This is a genomic window from Lysobacter alkalisoli (assembly GCF_006547045.1).
Taxonomy (GTDB): Bacteria; Pseudomonadota; Gammaproteobacteria; order Xanthomonadales; family Xanthomonadaceae; genus Marilutibacter; species Marilutibacter alkalisoli.
The window spans coordinates 2,161,558-2,178,034 of sequence record NZ_CP041242.1 but is presented as its reverse complement, the minus strand read 5'-3'; the positions used below and the strand labels follow the sequence as shown (position 1 = coordinate 2,178,034).

The window sequence follows — 16,477 nt, the reverse complement described above, 5'->3', positions numbered from 1 at the left end:
CAGACCGCAACATTCGCGGTTGGAGCGGATATGCGGACAGTCGATGAAACAGCAGGCGGGATGGGGGATGTGGCAACGGGTCAAGGGCTTGTTGGCGTTGCTGCGCAGCCATCACGAGGACGTGCCGCCGCATCTGCGCAAGCCGGTGATCCGCAGGCGCGGGCGCACTACCGAGCTGCAATTCGCCCGCGGCGTGGGGCAGAGCCGGATGCTGGCCGCCGAGCCGGACCGGCTGCTGATCGATTACACCCGCACCATGATGGGTGCGCTGCTGCTGGTGCCGCGGCCATCGCGCATCGGCATGGTCGGGCTGGGCGGCGGTTCGCAGGCCAAGTTCTGCTACCGGCACCTGCCCGAGGCCGATGTCGAGGTAATGGAGAACAACCCGCACGTGATCGCGTTGCGCAAGCGATTCCGTGTGCCCGATGACGATGCGCGCTTTCGCATCGTGCCGGGCGATGCGGCACGCCTGTTGCAAGAGCGGTGTGGTCGTTACGACCTGCTGCTGGTCGACGGCTATGACGAGACCGGTATCCCGGAGGCGTTGTCCACCCAGCGCTTCTACGATGACTGCCGCGACTCGCTGGCGACGAACGGGGCGCTGGCGATCAACTTGTATTGCAAGGACCCGCAACCGCATATCGAAAAGCTGCGGCGCAGTTTCGGCAAGACGCGGGTGGCGGTGGTGGAAGAGATCAGGCAGAGCAACCGGGTCGCCTTCGCCTGGGTCGGCACGCCGGCGGTGGACGAGGTGCCGGCACTGTCGCCGGCAGGGTGCGTGGAGTTGGCGGCCGAGTTCGTTCGGTTGCGCGGACTTGGCCGGCGGTCCCGGGGTTGATGGCCGCCCGCGTCCGGGAACGCGGGCGGCGCGTGCTCACGCGGCTTTGCGCAGTGCCACGGCAGGGAAGTCCACCGGCACATCGAAGGCGACATTGATGTAGTTGGTGAACAGGTTGAGGGCGACATGGGCCAGGAGCTCGACGACCTCGCCATCGTCGAAACCGGCGGCGCGCAGGGCGTCGACGTCGGCTGCATCTACCTGGGCGCGCTTGGACACTACTTTCAGCGCGAAGTCGAGTGCGGCGGCGGTGCGCGGGTCGTCGCTGCGGCCTTGCTGCGCCTCGGACAGTTCGGCGCTGCTGGCGCCGGCCTTGCGGCCGAGTGCGGTGTGCGCAGCCAGGCAATAGTGGCAGTCGTTGTAGTTGGCGACGGCCACCGCGATCAGTTCGCCCAGCCGGGCACCGAGCCGGCCCGAGCCGAGTGCGCCGAAGCTGTTCCACATGCTCGACAGCGCTGCGGGCGAGTTGGCGACGGCGCGGAACATGGCCGGAGTGACGCCGAACGCGCCGTGGATGGCCTGCAGGATGGGCTGGCTGGCAGCGGGGGCGGTGTCGATGCTGACGAGGGGGATACGGGACATGCTGGATCTCCTTGTGTGGGATGGCGCGCCTTGCTGGCGCAGGACTACTTTCCACTGTCCCTTGGGCTGATTTGTGACGTATAGTCCTTGTTTGTTGTCTTATCGTCCCGAACATGGATCGACTGCACGCCCTCCTGCAACGCTTCAGCGTCAATGCCCGGATGTTCCACTCCGGCCCGCTGTGCGGCCTGCACGACTTCGACGACGCGGATGCCCAGGGCTATCTGCACCTGATCCGGCGCGGAGAGGTGGATATCCGGCATGGCGACGGCGGCCGTGACCGCGTCGACAGGCCGAGCCTGGTGCTGTATCCGCGGCCGCTCGGGCACCGCTTCGTCACCGACCCCGACGAGGGCGCCGACATGGCCTGTGCCCATATCCAGCTCGGGGCCCGGCCCGACAACCCTGTCGCACGGGCATTGCCACCGGTGCTGGTGATGCCGCTGGAAGAACTGCCGGCCGCGAGCGGTCTGCTGGAGCTGTTGTTCGACGAGGCGTTCTCGCGTCAGTGCGGTCACCAGCACGTGGTGGACCGGCTGTTCGAGGTAGTGCTGGTGCTGATCCTGCGCCGCCTGCTCGACCAGGGCCGGATCCATGGCGGCGCGCTGGCAGGACTGGCCGATTCGCGGCTGTCCAAGGCGCTGGTCGCCCTGCATGAAGCGCCGGCGGAACCCTGGACGTTGCCATCGCTGGCCGAGCGTGCAGGCATGTCGCGCAGCCGCTTCGCCGAGGCGTTCACGGCCACGGTGGGGCAGCCCCCGGCGGCTTATCTGACCGGATATCGCATTGCGCTGGCGCAGGATCTGTTGCGCCGCGACCGCCCGCTCGGGCGGGTGGCCGAGTCGGTGGGCTATGGCAGTGCCGCTGCGTTGTCGCGGGCGTTCAGCGCCCACTGCGGAATGTCCCCGCGCGAATGGCGGAAAACGCAGGTGGCGTAGCGCCGGTCAGGTCAAGCGGGCAGGCCGTGGCCGCCGACCGGTTCGGTTTCGATGCGCTGGTCGAAGCCGGCGATCAGTGGCCGGGCGCGTGCGATCGCCTCCTGTACGGCTGGCAGCGACAGCGATGCCTTGTGGCTGTCGGCACTGTCCCAGACTTCCGTGATCCAGATACCGTCCGTGTCGGTCGGGTCCTTCGCGATGACATAGCTCTGGCAGCCCGGCATGCCGGCGGTGCCTTCCAGCAGGATTTCGACGAGGGCATCGCGTTGTCCCGGCATTGCGCGCACCTTTCCGATCAGTCCGTACATGGCGGGTTCTCCATTGATGGGGGAGGCGCGGCCGGCCAGTGCCAGCGTCGCGACGCCGGCGATGCTGGTGACGAGGAAGGCGCGTCGATGCACGGGACGGTCGCTCAGAAACCGCCGAAGCGGGCCACGGCGGCGGCGAGGATGAAGATCAGGCCGATTGCGGCCAGTTCGATGCGGACGATCTTGCGCGCCCGGGCCACATCGGCGGCAGGCGGAGTGAAGGCAGGGTCGTCGCGCAGGGCGCGTCGCCAACGCATGAAGTTGAGCGTGGGCAGGGCCGAGAGCAGGCCGATCAGCACGTACAGGCCGATCTTGGCGTGGAACCAGGGATTGTGCAGGTAGAAGTCGTAACCCTTGACGCCGTAGACCAGCCTCAGCACACCGAAGCCCAGCAGCAGCACGGCGCAGGCACCGTAGCCGCCGTCCAGGCGGGCCAGGCGTCCGGCGGTGGCCCTATCCACTGTGCCGCGCAGCAGGGCAGCCTCGGTCACGAGCATGGCGACAAGTCCGAACACCAGCAGGTGGTGGGCGGCGGCGAGCAGCAGATCGGTGAGCATGGTGGAGTCGCTGATGTAGGAGCGGAAACGCTAGCGGTATGGCCGGGGCGTAGCAAGTCCCGAATGGCGTGCTGCCGGGCATCTCCGGGCCGCAGGAGTCGTCGTTCGCGTGCGTGCCCGTGGATCCCCCTCCATGCTCCATGAACGTTCCCGTCACGCCGGCTTCGCCTCGTCTGAAGCCGGAATATGCTTGGCTTGCCAGCATGAGGAAGTGTCGGACAACCGATGCCTCCGGACCCGGGAGGGCGCCATGAAACAGCATCACGCATTCTGCACGCGCGACATGCGGCATGCCAACGAGGTGATCGCGCTTGCTCGTGAGAGCGGCGTGCCCGACGACGACATCGCCCTGATCGCCCGCTCCGATATCGAGATCCTCGAAGTGCCCAACGAGCGCAAGGAGGCCGACACCGATTTCATGCCGGCTGTACTGAGAGGCGTGCTGTACGGCGGCCTGGCCGGCATCGTGGTCGGGATCGTGGCCATGGTGATCCTGCCGATGGGCATGGCCGGCCTGGCGTTGATGGCTGCGGGCGGTGCCGTCGTCGGTGCCTGGGCCTCGGGATTGATGGGCTCGGCGCTGCCGGATCCGATCCGGCGCAAGTTCAAGGACGAGATCGACGCCGGGCGCGTCCTGGTGGTCATCGACGCGGATGAGGAGACCCAGCAGATGCTGGTGCAGCGTCTGGGTGAGCGCGGGGCGGTCCATCTCGACCATAGTGCGCCCGCGGCGATGCGCTAGCGCGACGTAGGCGAAGTCGCGCGGGGGAGGCCGTCATACCCGGTCGCGCAGTGCCTCGACTCCGGATTCGTGCGCGCAATGGGCGCAGCAGTAAAAGGTACCGTCATCCTCGACGCCGTGGCCGATGATCGCGCACCGGCAATGTGCGCATCGCGGAGCAAGCGCGTGGATGGCGCACTCGAAGGAATCAAAGGTGCCCTTCCGGCCGGGCATTTCGACGCGGAAGGCCTTGTCGTAGTTGTTGCCGCATACGTCGCAGGTGGCCATGGGGACTCCTCTTCTGGGACCTCCCCCGGCGATGCGCCGTGATTCAGGGGTTTCCTGCGCACTCGCCGGGAGAGGGGCAGGGTGCGGCCTGCCCGGTCTGGAGGTCTTGGGCAGCCCGGCTGCCCAGCAACGGCTTGCTGACTATCGAGTTACTGCGTGGGGTAGGTCAGCCCACTGGTGTCGACCCCCAGCACGCCTTCGATGCCACGAGCGATTTCATCGGCCCTGTCGAACTCGGCCTGGCTGGGTACCTCGCCTGAGAGATGCACGACGCCGTTGACGGTCTCGACGTTGATCCCGGTGCCGGTGGTCTCGTCGTTGGCCAGGAGCTCGGTCTTGACCTTGGTCGTGATCCAGGCGTCGCGGACGGGCTGGGACGACTCGGCCGTGTTCTCCGTGGCCTGCTCCTCCATCTCGGGCTCATCCTGATTGGCGATCGCAGGTGTCGCGCCGGCCGCATGGGCCGCGCCGCCGAACAGCAGGGCCGCGAACATGCATGAAACGAGGCCTTTTGAAACGAACCGGGTGTTCATCATCCGGACTTTCATGATTCCCTCCTGCAATGGAAATCGATATCACCCTGGAAGCAGGCGGATCCCGTGCTTCCGGGTGCCATCGACCCTACGCACACCACGGTTAATGAACTGGATGCCGGGTGTTAGCGGGAAGTACCCATTGCGTACACGATGGGTTTGCGTTGCGCGAAAAACATGTTGTCCTGGAATCGGACGCACACTTTGAGATGAACGGCTCCGAAAGGACGCCAGTTTGCTCACGAGGTGCAGCAGCCCGGGCGGGTACGCCGTTGCAGCGTCGCCGATGCAGGTGCCCTCAGGCGGCTTCGTCGGTGCTCAGCGGCTTGTCGAGGCGGGCGAACCACTCGCCGTCCTGCGGGACGAACATCGAGCAGCACGCCATCGGCGCCTTGTAGATGTGCAGCGATACCGCAACCGAGTCGTCGCGGGTGTTGCGGATGGTGTGGTACTCGTGCGGCGGGATCAGGCTGCCGGCGCTGCCCGGGCCGGCCTGCATGCCGCCGGCGGCGCGGAAACGGAAGCGCTCGCCGTCGCGTTCGAGCAGTTCGTACTGGGTGATCTCCAGCTCGCCGTCCCAGACGCCTTCCACGCACCACAGGCCACAATGATCATGCACCGGGGTGCCCTGGCCCGGGCCCCAGGTCATCGCGACGACGCTGTAGCCGTGGCGGGGGCTGCGGTAGATCTCGCGGCGGGCGTAGTGGTCGTCGATAGGCTCGTAGACGCAGGCGGGCAGGGCGACATCGCGGTCGCGGATCATCCGGCACAGGGTGTCGCGCAGCGAGGCGGTGATCGCGTGCTCGTCACCGCTGGCGACGGCCATGTCGATGGCCTCGACCAGCTTGTCGTGGCCGGGGAAGTCGAGATCGGGCAGGGCGGTGGCTTCGGCATGCATATGAGCGATTGTAACCTGCTTATCACCTGGCGTTATGTATGACGCCGCACGGTCCAGGCCGGGGAACGGTCCGCCACGCGCTGGATGCCCCTCCCCGGAAGGGGAGGGGCGGGCCGGCTCAGAGCACGGTCAGGGTCACGTCGATGTTGCCGCGGGTGGCGTTGGAATACGGGCACACCTGATGCGCCTGTGCCACCAGTGCCTCGGCCTGCTCGCGCGGCATGCCGGGGATGGAAACCTTCAGCTCCACCTCGATGCCGAACCCGGCAGGGATCTGGCCGATGCCCACCTGGCCTTCGATGGCGGTGTTGGCGGGCAGGGCGATTTTCTGGCGGCCGGCTACGAACTTCAGCGCGCCGATGAAGCAGGCCGAGTAGCCGGCCGCAAACATCTGCTCCGGATTGGTGCCGGGGCCACCCGTACCGCCGAGCTCGCGCGGGGTGGAGAGCTGGAGGTCAAAGGCGTTGTCGGAGGCGACGGCGCGGCCGTCGCGGCCTCCGGTGGCAGTGGCGGTGGCGCGGTACAGCACGGTTTCGATGGACATGGGATGGTTTCTCCTGGTGCACGACGAAAGGGGCCGGTCGTCGTCTCCGACTTCAATTGGTAGCGATTAAATCGTGCGCTATGTATATGCCGCCAGTCGGGTGCGTGGCGCAGTACGCTGGTCGTCAATCCGGCAGGTGTTCGATCAGATCGTGGCGCAGCGCTTCCAGTTGCGCCTTGAGGGGGCCCGCCCGACGGATGTCGAGTGCGGTGGCGCACAGCACCTGGTACGGCACCTCCGCGGCCCTGGTCTTGAGGGACTTGCCGGTGCGGGTCAGGGTGATGACCACCTGGCGTTCGTCCTGTGCGGCTCGTGCACGGGTCACCAGTCCGGCGGACTCCAGCCGCTTGAGCAGCGGGGTAAGCGTGGCTGAGTCCAGGAACAGGCGTTCGCCAATCTGCGAGACGGTCCTCGCATCCTGTTCCCACAGCACCAGCATCACCAGGTACTGCGGGTAGGTCAGACCGAGCGGCGCAAGCAGCTTTCGGTAGACCTTGGTCATGGCCAGCGAGGCCGAATGCAGGGCGAAGCACAACTGGTGGTCCAGCTTGAGTGCATCGGCCGGCTTTGCCGGGAGGGAGGTCTTCTTTGCCATGCGAGCAAATTACATAGCGCGCTATGTAATTGCAAGCGATCAATGTGCGCATGGTGCGCATGAGCGGAACGATGCGTGCCGGTCGCGGCATCATGGTCACGGCAGGCGTGTTGCAGCTCGCGCGCGCTACCCTCTGCGTGCCACATCGCGTGCTACAGCTCGGCCAGGAACCCGCCCACTGCCGGCCCGAAGCGGTCGATGTCGACCAGGAAGGCGTCATGTCCCTGTGGCGAGGGCAGCGGCAGGAAGGCGGCGTCGCAGCCGCCGGCGCGCAGGCCTTCGGCGATCTCCTCCTGCTGCTGCAGCGGGAACAGGATGTCGGTGTGCACCCCGATCGCCATGGCTTTCTCCAGTCCGCCTGCGCCGATCGCAGCCAGCGCGGCACGGGCGTCGGTGTCGTGGTCGCCGCAGCGCGAGGAGCAATGCTCGCCGATGTCGAACCAGTCCATCGACCGGCTCAGATACAGGTAGCAGTTGGGGTCGAAGCGGCGTATGAAGCGGCGGGCGTGGGCTTCGAGGTAGCTCTCGACTTCGAACTCGAGGCCGAACGGCTCGTCGTCGGCGCGGTCCGAGTCCAGCCGCACGCGACCGAAGCGGCCGTCCCACTCCAGCGCCGAACGATAAGTGATCACGCCGAGCTTGCGCGCCATGCGCATGCCGGACTCGGGGTAGTGCTCGTCACCGTAGTTGCCGCCGTTCCATTCCGGGTCGAGACGGATGGCCTCGCGCTGCAGCGAGCGGATCGCGATCGAGAACGGCAGCGCCCGTGCGGCGCCGGAGATGTTGATGTGGCCGCGGGCGATGCCCGGTCGTTCCGCGAGCAGTGCCAGCGCAGTCATGCCGCCCATGGAGTTGCCGATCAGGCAGGCAAGTCGTTTGATACCGAGCGTGTCGACCACGTGCGCGGCGGCGCGAGCGCCATCCTCGATGGACAGCTCGGGAAAGTCGAGCGCGTAGACGCGACCGGTGTCCGGATTGATCGAGGCCGGCCCGGTCGATCCCTTGCAACTGCCCAGCGAGTTGACGCAGACCACGAACCAGCGGTCGGTGTCGATCGGCTTGCCGGGGCCGACCATCGCCTCCCACCAGCCCGGCTGCGGGTCGTCGTCGCTGGCGGCGGCGTGGGCGTCGGGGGACAGCCCGGTCACGATCAGGATGGCATTGCCGCCGTCCTGTGCCAGCCTGCCCCAGGTCTCGTAGGCGACACGGGCACCATGCAGTTCGCCGCCGCGCTTCATCGTGAAGGGCGATGGCAGATCGATCCAGCGGGTGCCGGGCGGGATGAATTCGGTCATGCGCGGTTGCGTGTCCTTGGTGTTGCGACACGCGATTGTCCCCGGAAGCGGGCCGCGGGGGAAATGCGTGCCGGTACGCATGAGAAAACCGCGGGTTATGGCGCCGCTTCAGTTCGTTTCCAACTGGGCCGCAGACGACGCTTCTGTCGGGCGGTGGCACGGCGGGTGCCGTGTCAGCCGTCCGACAGGAGGCGTTCAACCGCCGCTGGAGATGACTTCCAGTTCCTCGTTGAAACGCTGGTACCGGCTGTAGTCGCTTTCGCTCAACTTGAAACGTTGCAGGGTCTCGGCCGCATAACGGCGGATTTCCCACAGTTCCTTCGGGTCGGACATCAGGCTGAGCAACTGCCTGCGCAGGCCATCGTCGACGACCTGGCTGTTGCGCAATGCCATCGCCGCACTGATGCGGTCGTCGACGGATCGTTCAGGGGCGAGGGCGTCGAGCAGGGGGCGTATGTCCCCGGCATCCTTGGCCATTGCGCCGAGCTTGAACAGGCTTTCCGAGCGCACGCCTGCGTCGGCGTGGGTGGAAGACAACTCGCCGAGCCGCGAGACCGTGCTGTCCATTTCGCTGGCCGGCAGCGGGATGTCCGGCATCGCATGGATGGCTGAGCGCAGCACTTCCGGGTCGCGGTCGGGATCGGCCAGCAGCTGCTTGGTCAGTTCGTAGGTGTCCTGGCCGGCAATGCCGAGCCGCGCAAGCAGGTCGAGGCCAACGGCCTGCATCTCTTCGTCGTCGCTGATCGCCATCTCCAGGCCGAGTTGTTCGACCGCCGGGTCGCGTACCTCGCCGAGGATGGAGAGCAGGTGCTCCGCGGTCGATGAGGTCGGATCCATGCGCAGCGCATCAATCAGACCGCGCAGGGCCTGGCTGTTGTTCTCGGCATCGTCGAGCAGGGCCTGCTTGAGTTCCAGCAGTTCCTGGATCTGCTCGGGAGTGGGGTTCGCAATCCCGAGCAGTCGCTTCAGCTCGGCCACGGAGGCGGTGCTTTCCCGATAGGGAGCGGTTTCGGCGGCGGGGTCGTGGCTGGCCTCGCCCGGTAGTGGATCGCCCGTTGACGGGGTCGCCCCGAGCCGTTGTTGCCCGCTTGCCGCAGTCGCTGCAGTGGCGTCCGCGGGCTCGCCGAGCCCGCGGACCACCAGTACACCGATCGCGATGGCGGAGATCGTGCCGATGGCTCCCAGCACGAGTTTCTTGGTCTTCATCGCGGTGTCCGTGTGTTTACAGCTTCTGGGTGGATTGTTCCATGATGTTCTGGAACTGCTTCGCGTAGCCCTCGATGAGGCTGGCGCGATCGGTGCCGTTCACCACCCGGCGCGCGTTCCAGTAGTCGGTCTTGCCGGAATAGACGTAGTCGCCCAGCTTCCTGCCGGTGAACATGCCGTAGTGCATGCCGTGCGACATGACGACGTAGGCGATCCTCGGTTCAAGCGCGCGTTCCGGGTACTTGAACAGGTCCACTCCTACGATCGGCGACATCTTCTTGTAGTTGTAGTCGTGGGTGAGCTGCACGTAGCCGCGCCCCTTGTACTTGCAACCGCCGCTGTAGTTCACGCAGTGGGTGTTGCTGTACTCGGTGATCGGCTGGTAGGTGTTGGCCACTTCGTGCTTGGTGGTCGCCCACACGTAGGCGATCTGGCGCATCCATACCGTCTGGTTGTTGATCGCGGGGCGCTTGTCCTGCTCCATGTTGTCGATCAGGTAGTTGATGCCGTTCCTCTGGCTGGTGCTTGGGGTGCCGTAGTAGTAGGCGAAGCGGTTGAAGAACTTGGTCCGGTCGATCCTGTAACCGCTCGCGGTGCTGGTCGGGTTGTAGGTGATGGTGTCCGACACGGTGTTCGACAGGCGGCCGTGGCTGTTCTTCAGCTGCATGTAGACGCGCTTGGTGCCACCGCCGGTAGACAGGGTGAAGTCGACTGTCTTGCCGGTGTAGCTCTTCCAGCTGGCGCCGGAGAACGTGGAGCTGTGGCTGATGCGGTAGTGGCTCGGGGTCGAGGTGCTGAAGTTGAACGAGACCTTCACGTAGCGGCTGCTGGTCGAGGCGGCTCCGCCATTGATGGTGACGCCGGAAAGGCCGATCGACGGAGTGGTTGCGTTCTGATTGAGATAGGTGCCATGTACCCAGCGCGCCTCGCTGGCGTACCAGATTTTGCGCCAGTCGCCGGAACTGCCGATGACCGACCACTTGGATCCCTTCGGCGAGGTGCCGACGATGCCGTAGCCGGTGCCGGGACCTGAGCGGACGTTGAGGGTGTCGGCGGTGACCGTGCCGCAGTTCAGACTGGCTGACGAGGTGTAGCCGGCATGGAGCCAGCGGGCGTGGTTGTTGAACCAGATCTTCTTCCAGTCACCGGAGCTGCTGGTGGTGACGTAGGTCTCGCCCGAGTTGACGCTGCCGACGATGCTGTAACCAGTGCCGGGGCCCGAACGGACATTGAGCGTGGAGGCGGTGACCTTCACGCCGGAACAGGTGGCAGCGATGGCGGGCGTGGAGGTTGCGAACGATGCGGCCAGTACGGCACAGGGCAGTATGGCTCCGAGTGGAGCCTTGCGTATGGAGCGTAATGCCAGGGTCATAAGTTCGTGTCCTTGAATGATCGGTGAGGCAGGAAGGTTGTGAACACCACGATCCCGCGTCGATACGGCGTATCTCCGTCAGGATTGCGGTTCGTCAAGGGCGGTATCCGCCCGGCACAGCGACAATGGCCTGGCCTGCGCATCACGGATCGTCAGGATGCGGCCCTGTCCCGCATCGACGGTCACCGACATGCAGGCGCAGCCATATCCGTAGTGGGGGCCGTTGGTGGCCACCCATTGCTCATCATCGAAGCCCGGCCAATCGCCTTCCGCCTGCGCACCGCCCTGCATGGCGATGGTCCAGGTGCGATCGCGGTCGGTCAGCCAGGCATTTCCGGGCGTGGGGTTCTCGAACCAGCCGCAGCGGGTTTCGTGGCGGGCTGTGGGCTCTGCATCGCGAGACGCGACAGCAGGAGGCGAAGCCGAAGATTGATGAGCCGGAGCAGGCTCGGGCGTGGAGGATGCCTCGTCCATCTGTGCCGGGGCCTGGCAGGCGCACAGGGCTGTCAGCAGCCCTGCCAGGGCGACAGGCATCATGCGTGTCCTCACATTCCCCTCCCTTGGTCTATCGGGACAGCCACCGTCCCCGATCGGTAGTTGTCCATCCTAGTGAGGCATTGTTGCAGCGATGTCATGCCATTTATGTGGCGACATTCACGTATTCACATGGGCGATGGCACTGTTGGCGGAGCCTGCAACTGGAAGCCATCGACTTCGCGGTGGAGTTGGCGCAGCTGCTGGCCAAGCGTATCGATATTGGCCTCGATGGCTGCCAAAGCGTCCTGTCGGGATGTAGACAACAGGTCGTGTGCTGTTCGATGCAGCCCGGCGCGTTGCCCCAGCCATCGCTTCGCCAGCCGGTTGCCGGTTTCGCCCAGCTCGTTGCGTTCCTCGTGCTGTGGCAGGCCATATCCACCGTCCTGCAGCAGGGTCGCCGGACGGCTGAATCCGCCTTCCATCCACAGCAGCTCGTTCAGGGCTTCCAATCCGGCCGAAGTCTCCGCGTCCCGGGAGGCGGCGCCACGACCGAGGAAGCGACGCTTGAGGTCGTCGCGTGCCTGCAATTCCTCGCGGCGCTGCGCGGCCTGTTCCAGCAGCAGCAGGGCGGCACTGGCGCGCAGGTCGGCCTGTCCAAGCCATGGGGCCCGCCGGGAAGGCGACATTGCCAGCCAGTCCCGTGCGTTGGCCGACGGCAGGTCGAGCGCGTGCCGCGCAACCGTGTACATCTCCTGGTAGTACGTGCTCAAAGCTTCGAAGCGATAACCCAGCCGCAGCGCTTCGTCCGCGTCATCAAGTACTGAAGTGTCGGCGATGCCCGCTCTGCTCAGGCGCCGCAGCAAGCCTGTGGGCGTAATACTGCCGAGGCGCTCACTGGCGAGCCGCGGCACGCCGTCGTGCAGCAACTTGAATGTTTCCACCGCGCAATTGTTGGAGAGGAAGTAGTAACGGCCGTCATATCCCCAGTGCAGCTGCGCGGCGCGTTCGAGCAGGGTGGCGACTTCGTCGCGCTGCAGTCGCAACGGAACCGAGCGCAGCCCGCGCAGTTCGACCCGGGTGTACTCCTCGATCACCTGGTCCAGAGGCAGCACGAACAGGCGCGAAGGATAGGAGCCGGTCAGGCCGCGCAGGTTGGATATCTGCACGTCGTCGACGAAGGCACGAAACGACAACACCAGGTGGTGTTGCAGATCGAGCCGGCAATCGGGTCCGCGCGGGCGTCCCGGGGCGCAGACGACCACGCGCAGCATGCTGTGGCCCCAGCGGCTCATCACCCGGTGGTCGGGTTCGGCGAGCAGGTAGTCGATGGCATGAACGCGCTCGGGATCGATCCGCAACAGCGCGGAGCTGGATTCATCGGGCGGCGCCTGGATGTAGACCAGGTCCGGGGCGCACACCGCCATCGGCGGTTCGACGCCGAAGTGTGCGGCGAAATGGCGGTACAGCGCGGGGCGGCGGCAGGCGTAGGCCGGATCGAGCAGGAAGTATTCGAGATTGACCGCAACGAATTCGGCCGGGGCGGTCAGCTCGTACGGATCAGGGCTGCGGTCGCTGAGAGCATTGCGCGAGGTACGCAGGCCCAGCCGCATCGGGCTGACCTGCCAGCCGGCCAGGTCGAGCAGGCGTGGATCCCCGGACAGGCGGCCGCCGCGGCTGCGGTCGTAGTAATGGGCCAGCTCGTGGATGACGGCGGCGAGCGCGGTATGTTGTGCCGCGTCCGGAACCGGCATCGTCGCATCACCGGACAGGCCGTCGAGCAGGCGACGGTCGAGCAGCAGCCGCGGGCCACGGGTGCGGCCATGCACGTCGTCGGGCAGATCGTCGCGCCATTCGACCCGGATGCGCGGGTCCAGCGCCTGCCTCCAGCGCGGTGGCAGGAGGCGGAGGGCATCGTCGAGCAGTTGCCGGCTGGTCGAGACCTCGGCCGCAGTGAGCCCGTCCTCGACAAGCCCCGGCCGCGGGCCGTCGGCAGGCAGCGCTGCCTGCGCCGGGGCGGTACCGGCCAGCAGGCTGCACAGTGCCAGGCAACCGGCCATCCACCGCCGGCGTGGCCGCGGTGGCCGGTGCTCCACCGGATTACAGCGCCAGGATCGCCTGGGCCAGTTCCATGTCGCTGGCGTGGCGGGCATCGGCATCGCGCTCGCGCAGCAGATTCAGCGCCGCTTCCAGCTGCGCGCCGCGGATCCGGCCGTCGCTGGCGACGAACACGGCGGCTGCGCCACGTGCCTGCAGCACGACCTTGTCATTGCCCGAAGTGCTGCCGGACGAGGCAGAGGTGCCGGCCGAGGAAGCACTGGCGGACGCGCCGGCAATGCTGCTGGCGACGGCCGGGGTGGATGCGAGGGCGAGCAGGGTGCAGAACAGGAGGGTCCGGGTCATGCCTGGGTACGAGCGAGGGAAAGGAGGGCAGAGTATAGGGCGAGGGCTGTCCTGTTCGTGAGCGCGGGAGCAGGAAATTGCGATGGCATCGCGGTATCCACTACTCGGTCAGGTCACTCGATCAGGTTGGCCTGCAGGGTCGCGGTATGGGTTTGCAGGCCGAAGTGACCGTAGGTGTAGGTATGGCTGGCATCCTCGTCCCAGATCGACGAGGAGTGGATCCATCCGACGGTGCAGTAGCCGGTTGCGCAGATGACCTGGTCGTACCACGACTTGATCGAATACACGCGACTGCCGAAGCGTTCGCCGTACAGGGCGTCGAGGAACGGGCTGCTGATCGACAGTCCCCAGTAGCCACAGGTGCTGTTGGCCACGTTGTAGGGGTAGGTGCCGCATGAGCGAAGGCCGCGGAAGGCGCCGGCGATGCCGACGAAGGTGTCGACGTACTCAGCCAGACCATGGTCCATGATCTGCTTCGCGGCCAGCGTGGCGCCCATCGAATGGCCGATGACATCGATCCTTCCGGTACACGAAACGGCGATGGCCTCCACGAGCGCGTCGAGCACCGGCGTCTCCTCGCTGCCGTTGTGGTCGTTGCAGGCAGCGCAACTGCCGTTGCCCCAGGCCGGGCGGAGAATTTCCGCATCGCTCAGGCCCCGGGCCAGCAATTCATTGCGGGTGTTGTCCCACGATGCAGGCGAGCTGGTGTTGCCATGCACCAGGACCACCGCATCGCGGCAGACGGCATGGGCCGCGGGAGCGAAGAGTGCGACGGCCAGAATGACCGACATGGATGCGAGCAGTTTCGGGGTTACGGTGCGCATGGGCCGTTCTCCTTGTCCGGTGTGTTCGGGTGCGGCGACAGATTGGCCGCCCCGCCGTTTTCGTTGCGGCAGGTGATCGTCTGTTCGGCTCAGGGCACGTAGGTCACGCTCAGCCTGGCGCTGGCGCCGTTGCCGATCCACAGATAGTGGGTCGAACCCTGGTCGTTGGCGAAGCGGAGCCGCAACTGGGTGCGGCCTGCCTTGTTGATGGCGGCCAGGCCGGCCGCATCGAAGACGTTGCTGCTCTGGCTGCCACCGCTGAACGGCAGCAGGCTGGCCACGCCATGCGCCGTTGCCGGGTGGGTCCAGTCGGCAGCCTCGACGCCGCAGGCGCCCAGGCAGCCGCTGTGAACGTCGAGCAGCAGCGTGTTGCCTGCGGGATTGCCCCAGGGATCGCCGTAGGCGCTGCGGTAGGTCACGGTCAGGGTGGCCGCGGTGATTGTGGCGCTGTCGGGAATGGCGGAGGTGTCGAAAGACAGCAGGCTGCGATTGAGCTTGCCATCGGTGCCCCGACCGATCGCGAGGCCCATCCAGGCTTCCAGCGTGCCGACCTCGGGCGCGTCGCCGTTGGCCCAGGCCTTCACATAGCCGTCGCTGGCGTCTTCGTTGTCGAAGGTCAGCGTAACCGGCTCGCCGCCGCCGTTTCCGTTGCCTCCGGTCACCGTCACGTTGACCTGGGCCGACGTGCCGACGTTGCCGGCCAGGTCGTGGGCGCGGGCCAGCAGGACATGGGGGCCGTCGTTCGCGCTGCCGGCATCCCATGTCGTCGCGTAGGGCGCCGTCGAATCGCTTCCGACCAGGTTGCCGTCGACCAGGAACTCGACACGATCCACGCCGATGTCGTCGCTGGCGTTGGCGGTCAGGGTGACCAGGCCGCTCACCGTCGCGCCATCGGCCGGCGAGGTGAGTGCCACCACGGGCGGGATGCCGTCGAGGTTGTCCAGCCCCCAGAACAGGCCGATGTGGTAGCTGGAGCAGATATTGGCGTCGAGGATATAGGCGCCGGCCGTGCCGCACTGCGTCTCGCCGCCCCCGGGGTCCACCGGTGTGCCGTGTCCCATGCCGGTAATGGAGTAGGTCTCGACCCGCGGAGTGCCGGCTGCGTCCTTGTAGACCTTGTGCGGGTAGCCGGCGACGGTGTCGGACACGTCCGCCACCGGGGCAATGCCATGCACATTGGTCCATTGCTCCATCGACTCGGTCATGTTCATCGGGCGCACGACGTAGTCGGCATCGCCATGCCAGATCGAAACGATGGGCCATGGACCGTTCCAGTTGCTGGCCGCGCGCACCAGATCGCCCCAGCCGGAGGGCGATTTGTCGATGCCCGGATTCATGCAGCTGAAGGCGGCGGTCTGGCTGGTCGCGCAGCGATAGGGAATGCCGGCCACGATGGCGCCGCCGGCGAATACGTCCGGATAGGTGGCCAGCATCACCGCGGTCATCGCACCGCCCGCGGACAGGCCGGTGACATAGACGCGGTCGCTGGCGGTGGCGTGGTCGGCGACCATGCGCTCGACCATCTGCCTGATCGACAGCGCCTCGCCCTGGCCACGGCTGGTGTCGGCGCTGTTGAACCAGTTGAAACATCTGCTGGCGTTGTTGCTGCTTTGCTGTTCCGGAAGCAGCAGGGCGAACTGCCAGCGCTCGGCCAGCATCCGCCAGCCGGCGCCATCGCCATAGCCGGAAGCGCTCTGCGAACAGCCGTGCAGAGCGACCACCAGCGGCGCGTTCGCAGGCAATCCGGCGGGGACGTGCTTGAACATCCGGAGGTTGCCGGGATTGCTGCCGAAACCGGTGACCTCGGTCTGGGCCAGGGCCGGCAGGGCAGCGATCGCGAGCAGCAGGCCGAGCAGGGGCCGAAGTGGAGACAGCGTGCGCCGCTGCAATGCCGGCGCGGAGCGTCGACCAGCGGGGAGTGTGGGAGTTGCGGATGGAACTTCGGCGACGACGGACATCGGCTTCCCCATGCAGCAACGGATGGCCTGGAGTAATCCATCCCCCGCAACCCGGGGCCAGTGTCCATAGGGGCAAGCTGCAGTGCAGCATCGCGCCGACTGTCAGCCATCCGTCGACGCGACGGCCTGTTGGGTTTCGTGAT

Annotated in this window: 19 protein-coding genes; 3 read left to right on the top strand and 16 right to left on the bottom strand. The window is 66.5% G+C overall.

Annotated features, from left to right (window positions below):
- Positions 1–43 precede the first annotated feature (43 nt).
- The gene (locus FKV23_RS09420; protein WP_141623620.1) at positions 44–838 is read left to right on the top strand and encodes a fused MFS/spermidine synthase; all 795 of its coding nucleotides are present in this window, start codon (positions 44–46) and stop codon (positions 836–838) included.
- Positions 839–874: 36 nt separating this feature from the next.
- On the opposite strand, the gene FKV23_RS09415 is transcribed toward FKV23_RS09420, so the two are convergent.
- A complete protein-coding gene (locus tag FKV23_RS09415; RefSeq protein WP_141623619.1) occupies positions 875–1,420 on the bottom strand; it encodes a carboxymuconolactone decarboxylase family protein in 546 nt (181 codons plus the stop codon).
- Between the two features lie 113 nt (positions 1,421–1,533).
- On the opposite strand from FKV23_RS09415, the gene FKV23_RS09410 reads away from it, so the two are divergent.
- A complete protein-coding gene (locus FKV23_RS09410; protein ID WP_141623618.1) occupies positions 1,534–2,358 on the top strand; it encodes an AraC family transcriptional regulator in 825 nt (274 codons plus the stop codon).
- 11 nt (positions 2,359–2,369) lie between these two features.
- Here FKV23_RS09410 and FKV23_RS09405 read toward each other — a convergent pair whose 3' ends face one another.
- Together FKV23_RS09405 and FKV23_RS09400 are read right to left on the bottom strand one after the other, a co-directional pair.
- A complete protein-coding gene (locus FKV23_RS09405) occupies positions 2,370–2,759 on the bottom strand; it encodes a putative quinol monooxygenase (RefSeq protein ID WP_244243963.1) in 390 nt (129 codons plus the stop codon).
- Positions 2,760–2,770: 11 nt separating this feature from the next.
- Positions 2,771–3,223: a DUF2214 family protein gene (locus FKV23_RS09400; RefSeq protein WP_141623617.1), complete on the bottom strand. Its 453-nt coding sequence runs from the start codon at positions 3,221–3,223 to the stop codon at positions 2,771–2,773.
- A 250-nt stretch (positions 3,224–3,473) separates the two neighbouring features.
- Between FKV23_RS09400 and FKV23_RS09395 the strand changes: the two genes are divergently transcribed.
- Positions 3,474–3,965, top strand: a complete 492-nt coding sequence (locus FKV23_RS09395) for a hypothetical protein (RefSeq protein ID WP_208543138.1) — start codon at positions 3,474–3,476, stop codon at positions 3,963–3,965.
- A gap of 33 nt (positions 3,966–3,998) precedes the next feature.
- Here the strand turns inward: FKV23_RS09395 and FKV23_RS09390 are convergent, their stop codons facing one another.
- The 13 genes from FKV23_RS09390 to FKV23_RS17345 form a co-directional block, all read right to left on the bottom strand.
- Positions 3,999–4,232 carry a hypothetical protein gene (locus FKV23_RS09390; RefSeq protein WP_141623616.1) on the bottom strand — a complete coding sequence of 78 codons (234 nt, stop codon included), beginning with the start codon at positions 4,230–4,232 and terminating at the stop codon, positions 3,999–4,001.
- 149 nt (positions 4,233–4,381) lie between these two features.
- A complete protein-coding gene (locus FKV23_RS09385) occupies positions 4,382–4,780 on the bottom strand; it encodes a BON domain-containing protein (RefSeq protein ID WP_244243962.1) in 399 nt (132 codons plus the stop codon).
- A 283-nt stretch (positions 4,781–5,063) separates the two neighbouring features.
- Positions 5,064–5,663, bottom strand: a complete 600-nt coding sequence (locus FKV23_RS09380; RefSeq protein ID WP_407067621.1) for a cysteine dioxygenase family protein — start codon at positions 5,661–5,663, stop codon at positions 5,064–5,066.
- Between the two features lie 118 nt (positions 5,664–5,781).
- Positions 5,782–6,207 (bottom strand): organic hydroperoxide resistance protein, encoded by a 426-nt coding sequence (locus tag FKV23_RS09375; RefSeq protein WP_141623615.1) that lies wholly within the window; start codon positions 6,205–6,207, stop codon positions 5,782–5,784.
- 124 nt (positions 6,208–6,331) lie between these two features.
- Positions 6,332–6,802 (bottom strand): MarR family winged helix-turn-helix transcriptional regulator, encoded by a 471-nt coding sequence (locus FKV23_RS09370; RefSeq protein WP_141623614.1) that lies wholly within the window; start codon positions 6,800–6,802, stop codon positions 6,332–6,334.
- Between the two features lie 152 nt (positions 6,803–6,954).
- The gene (gene metX / locus FKV23_RS09365; protein WP_141623613.1) at positions 6,955–8,097 is read right to left on the bottom strand and encodes a homoserine O-acetyltransferase MetX; all 1,143 of its coding nucleotides are present in this window, start codon (positions 8,095–8,097) and stop codon (positions 6,955–6,957) included.
- Between the two features lie 195 nt (positions 8,098–8,292).
- Positions 8,293–9,303, bottom strand: a complete 1,011-nt coding sequence (locus FKV23_RS09360) for a hypothetical protein (RefSeq protein WP_141623612.1) — start codon at positions 9,301–9,303, stop codon at positions 8,293–8,295.
- Between the two features lie 16 nt (positions 9,304–9,319).
- Entirely contained in the window at positions 9,320–10,675 is a 1,356-nt protein-coding gene (locus FKV23_RS09355; protein ID WP_141623611.1) for an SH3 domain-containing protein, read from the bottom strand.
- Positions 10,676–10,753: 78 nt separating this feature from the next.
- Positions 10,754–11,212, bottom strand: coding sequence for a DUF4087 domain-containing protein (locus FKV23_RS09350; RefSeq protein ID WP_244243961.1), 459 nt, complete (start codon positions 11,210–11,212; stop codon positions 10,754–10,756).
- A gap of 125 nt (positions 11,213–11,337) precedes the next feature.
- Complete coding sequence (locus FKV23_RS09345; protein ID WP_208543137.1) at positions 11,338–13,209, bottom strand: zinc-dependent peptidase; 1,872 nt, start codon at positions 13,207–13,209, stop codon at positions 11,338–11,340.
- A 40-nt stretch (positions 13,210–13,249) separates the two neighbouring features.
- On the bottom strand, positions 13,250–13,552 hold the full coding sequence (locus tag FKV23_RS09340) for a DUF2388 domain-containing protein (protein WP_141623609.1): 303 nt from the start codon (positions 13,550–13,552) through the stop codon (positions 13,250–13,252).
- A 113-nt stretch (positions 13,553–13,665) separates the two neighbouring features.
- Positions 13,666–14,376 carry an alpha/beta fold hydrolase gene (locus FKV23_RS09335; protein WP_208543136.1) on the bottom strand — a complete coding sequence of 237 codons (711 nt, stop codon included), beginning with the start codon at positions 14,374–14,376 and terminating at the stop codon, positions 13,666–13,668.
- 89 nt (positions 14,377–14,465) lie between these two features.
- Positions 14,466–16,334 carry an extracellular catalytic domain type 1 short-chain-length polyhydroxyalkanoate depolymerase gene (locus tag FKV23_RS17345; protein WP_141623608.1) on the bottom strand — a complete coding sequence of 623 codons (1,869 nt, stop codon included), beginning with the start codon at positions 16,332–16,334 and terminating at the stop codon, positions 14,466–14,468.
- Between the last annotated feature and the right edge of the window lie 143 nt (positions 16,335–16,477).

Bases quoted from the DNA above. Each gene is read 5' to 3' on its own strand.
- FKV23_RS09420 (WP_141623620.1), top strand. From the start codon at position 44: ATGAAACAGCAGGCGGGATGGGGGATGTGGCAACGGGTCAAGGGCTTG.
- FKV23_RS09415 (WP_141623619.1), bottom strand. From the start codon at position 1,420: ATGTCCCGTATCCCCCTCGTCAGCATCGACACCGCCCCCGCTGCCAGC.
- FKV23_RS09410 (WP_141623618.1), top strand. From the start codon at position 1,534: ATGGATCGACTGCACGCCCTCCTGCAACGCTTCAGCGTCAATGCCCGG.
- FKV23_RS09400 (WP_141623617.1), bottom strand. From the start codon at position 3,223: ATGCTCACCGATCTGCTGCTCGCCGCCGCCCACCACCTGCTGGTGTTC.
- FKV23_RS09395 (WP_208543138.1), top strand. From the start codon at position 3,474: ATGAAACAGCATCACGCATTCTGCACGCGCGACATGCGGCATGCCAAC.
- FKV23_RS09390 (WP_141623616.1), bottom strand. From the start codon at position 4,232: ATGGCCACCTGCGACGTATGCGGCAACAACTACGACAAGGCCTTCCGC.
- FKV23_RS09385 (WP_244243962.1), bottom strand. From the start codon at position 4,780: ATGAAAGTCCGGATGATGAACACCCGGTTCGTTTCAAAAGGCCTCGTT.
- FKV23_RS09380 (WP_407067621.1), bottom strand. From the start codon at position 5,663: ATGCATGCCGAAGCCACCGCCCTGCCCGATCTCGACTTCCCCGGCCAC.
- FKV23_RS09375 (WP_141623615.1), bottom strand. From the start codon at position 6,207: ATGTCCATCGAAACCGTGCTGTACCGCGCCACCGCCACTGCCACCGGA.
- FKV23_RS09370 (WP_141623614.1), bottom strand. From the start codon at position 6,802: ATGGCAAAGAAGACCTCCCTCCCGGCAAAGCCGGCCGATGCACTCAAG.
- metX (WP_141623613.1), bottom strand. From the start codon at position 8,097: ATGACCGAATTCATCCCGCCCGGCACCCGCTGGATCGATCTGCCATCG.
- FKV23_RS09360 (WP_141623612.1), bottom strand. From the start codon at position 9,303: ATGAAGACCAAGAAACTCGTGCTGGGAGCCATCGGCACGATCTCCGCC.
- FKV23_RS09355 (WP_141623611.1), bottom strand. From the start codon at position 10,675: ATGACCCTGGCATTACGCTCCATACGCAAGGCTCCACTCGGAGCCATA.
- FKV23_RS09350 (WP_244243961.1), bottom strand. From the start codon at position 11,212: ATGATGCCTGTCGCCCTGGCAGGGCTGCTGACAGCCCTGTGCGCCTGC.
- FKV23_RS09345 (WP_208543137.1), bottom strand. From the start codon at position 13,209: ATGGCCGGTTGCCTGGCACTGTGCAGCCTGCTGGCCGGTACCGCCCCG.
- FKV23_RS09340 (WP_141623609.1), bottom strand. From the start codon at position 13,552: ATGACCCGGACCCTCCTGTTCTGCACCCTGCTCGCCCTCGCATCCACC.
- FKV23_RS09335 (WP_208543136.1), bottom strand. From the start codon at position 14,376: ATGCGCACCGTAACCCCGAAACTGCTCGCATCCATGTCGGTCATTCTG.
- FKV23_RS17345 (WP_141623608.1), bottom strand. From the start codon at position 16,334: ATGTCCGTCGTCGCCGAAGTTCCATCCGCAACTCCCACACTCCCCGCT.